Annotated in this window: 4 protein-coding genes and 1 tRNA gene; 1 reads left to right on the top strand and 4 read right to left on the bottom strand. The window is 73.0% G+C overall.

The genetic code is table 11. The features are described 5' to 3' along the window. From BG452_RS33890 to orn, 4 genes are all read right to left on the bottom strand, one after another. On the bottom strand, positions 1-189 hold a 189-nt coding region (locus tag BG452_RS33890), incomplete at its 3' end, for a hypothetical protein (protein ID WP_188308186.1). Positions 190-298: 109 nt separating this feature from the next. Further along, entirely contained in the window at positions 299-745 is a 447-nt protein-coding gene (locus BG452_RS33885) for a DUF4442 domain-containing protein (protein ID WP_188308185.1), read from the bottom strand. Between the two features lie 147 nt (positions 746-892). Then, positions 893-968: transfer RNA gene (locus BG452_RS33880), tRNA-His, on the bottom strand. 135 nt (positions 969-1,103) lie between these two features. Continuing rightward, complete coding sequence (gene orn / locus BG452_RS33875) at positions 1,104-1,706, bottom strand: oligoribonuclease (protein ID WP_188308184.1); 603 nt, start codon at positions 1,704-1,706, stop codon at positions 1,104-1,106. 80 nt (positions 1,707-1,786) lie between these two features. On the opposite strand from orn, the gene BG452_RS46315 reads away from it, so the two are divergent. Then, on the top strand, positions 1,787-2,005 hold a 219-nt coding region (locus BG452_RS46315), incomplete at its 3' end, for a hypothetical protein (protein WP_223243132.1).

Here is a 2,005-nt window from a genome sequence, read left to right as displayed (position 1 = left end):
GGCGGGCGGTTCGGCGGCGGCCGCGGCGGCGTACGCGCCGGTGGCGCCGACGCCCCAGAGCTGAGCGAGCAGGGCTCCGCCCGCGGCGACGGTGCGGGGGCGGGGGAGCCACCGGGCGAACGCCCGCCGTGCTCCGGCGACGCCCCGGGGGGCGGGTTCCTGGGGCTCGGTCGCGTGATTGGCTCGCACGTGAGTTGAGAACGAGCGGGCGGGGGTCGAGGTCACGCCCGCCGTCACGGACAGTCATCGCACGGGTGGCCCCGGAGTGCGGTTCCCGGGGCCACCGACCGCGCGGCGGTCAGGAGTTGGGGCGCAGGGTCCAGGTGACCGTCATCACACCGGTGACGGCGCCGTCGGCGCGGGTGATCTCGACGGTGACCGGGAACTCGGGGCGGCCGCCGGCGTCCAGCTCGGCGACGACCTCGGCGATCGGGCGGCCCAGCACGGCGGTGGCGGTGACGTCGCCCATGGCCAGCTTCTTGTAGGCGATGTCGGCGTTCACGGCGAGCGGCACGGCCCGGGACATCTGGTCCCCGAAGGCGGCGATCACGATGCAGCCGCTGGCGGACTCGGCGAGGGTGAACATCGCGCCGGCGTGCGGGCCGCCGACGTGGTTGTGGTACGCGGGCTGGTCCGGCAGCCGGAGCACGGCGCGCTCGGGGGTGGTCTCCAGGTACTCGAGCTTGAGGGTGTGCGCCATCGGTACGGTGGCGTCGAGCATCTGGCCGATCGAAGGAGTGGTCATGGCGACGATGTTACTAGCCGGTAGCTTGCTGCGGCAGGGGCCGGACGGAAAACCCGGACCGCCGGGCACAACTGAGCCCGCGCCTGATCGGGGAACGCGAAAACGCCTGAGGGGCCGATCTCTTGAAGAGATCGGCCCCTCAGGCTCTGGGGTGAGTAACGGGACTCGAACCCGCGGCCACCTGGACCACAACCAGGTGCTCTACCAACTGAGCTATACCCACCATCTGTCCGACCCGGTCCCGCTCTCGCGTTCCCGTTCCGACAGGAAGAACTCTACAGGATCCGAGAGGGTGCTCGCGCCGGGGTTTCGTTCCGGTGGACGAGGACACCCCCTCCGACCCTGCGACGGGCTCCGGTCAGTCGGCCGAGGCCCGGTACTTCTCGGCGATGGCGCGCGCGGTGTCGGCGTCCGGACCGGGCTGCGGGACGAACACCGCCTCGCGGTAGTACCGCAGTTCGTCGATGCTCTCGCGGATGTCCGCGAGCGCCCGGTGGTTCCCGCCCTTCGGCGGGCTGTTGTAGTACGCCTTCGGGTACCAGCGACGGGCCAGCTCCTTGATCGAGGACACGTCCACGATCCGGTAGTGGAGGTGCTTCTCCAGGGCGGGCATGTCCCGGGCCAGGAAGCCGCGGTCGGTGGCGACCGAGTTGCCGCACAGCGGCGTCTTCCCGGCCTCCGGCACGTGCTCGCGCACGTACGCGAGGACCCGCTCCTCGGCCTCGGCCAGGGTCACGCCCTGCTCCAGCTCCTCCAGCAGGCCGGAGGAGGTGTGCATCGCGCGCACCACCTCCGGCATGTTCGCCAGAGCCTCCGCCGGCGGCCGGATGATGACGTCCACGCCCTCGCCGAGGATGTTCAGCTCGGAGTCCGTCACCAGCACCGCGACCTCGACCAGGGCGTCCCGGTCGAGGTCGAGGCCGGTCATTTCACAGTCGATCCATACCAAACGGTCATTCACACAACTCACCCTACGGCGCGATCACGCGCCGCGGGGACCGGTGGAGCCGACCGGGGCGCCGAAGCGGTGGCCTCGGCCTGGTGCTCCTCGGCCCCGCCGTGGGTGCCGGGGCCGTCCGGGTGCTCGCCCTCCCGGCCGGACCGGACCGCATGGCCCTCCCGCCCGGGACGGCCCTCACGACCCGTCCGTCCGCCGTCCGCCGCGGTGGCCCGGGCGCCCGGGGTGCGGACCTGGGGGGCCCGCGCCTGCCGGCCCCGCAGCTCGCCCGCCCCGGCCGCCGGCTGCCCGGCGGCACCGGC

This window comes from Streptomyces sp. CBMA123 (assembly GCF_014596465.1).
Classification (GTDB): domain Bacteria; phylum Actinomycetota; class Actinomycetes; order Streptomycetales; family Streptomycetaceae; genus Kitasatospora.
The sequence above is the reverse complement of the archived record's forward strand: the minus strand, read 5'-3'. Positions and strand labels throughout refer to the sequence as shown.